The sequence below is a fragment of the Faecalibacterium sp. DFI.5.82 genome (assembly GCF_029076575.1).
Lineage (GTDB): Bacteria > Bacillota > Clostridia > Oscillospirales > Ruminococcaceae > Faecalibacterium > Faecalibacterium duncaniae.
In genome coordinates, this window is record NZ_JARFIS010000264.1 from 1 (window position 1) to 330 (window position 330).

Below are 330 nucleotides of genomic sequence, written 5' to 3' on the forward strand. Positions count from 1 at the left end.
CGCCCTGATCCGCTACGGCGAGACCTGCGTGCTGTGCAACGTTGTGATGAGCCACAAGCCCCGCGAAGGTGTGGATTTCTTCCACCTGAACGTGGAGTATGAGGAAAAGCTCTACGCCGCAGGCCGCATCCCCGGCAGCTTTATGCGCCGTGAGGGCCGCCCCGGTGAGCGCGCCATCCTGACCAGCCGCGTGGTGGACCGCCCCATGCGCCCGCTGTTCCCCAAGGAGATGCGCAACGATGTCTGCATCACCATGTCCGTGATGAGCCTGGACCCCGATTGCAGCCCTGAGATCGCCGGCATGATCGGTGCATCTCTGGTCACAGCTGT

The 330-nt window shown here is 63.6% G+C and carries 1 pseudogene; it reads left to right on the forward strand.

From position 1 onward, the window contains the following. Positions 1-330 (forward strand): annotated as a pseudogene (locus P0G09_RS16530) (polyribonucleotide nucleotidyltransferase); the annotation flags it as partial.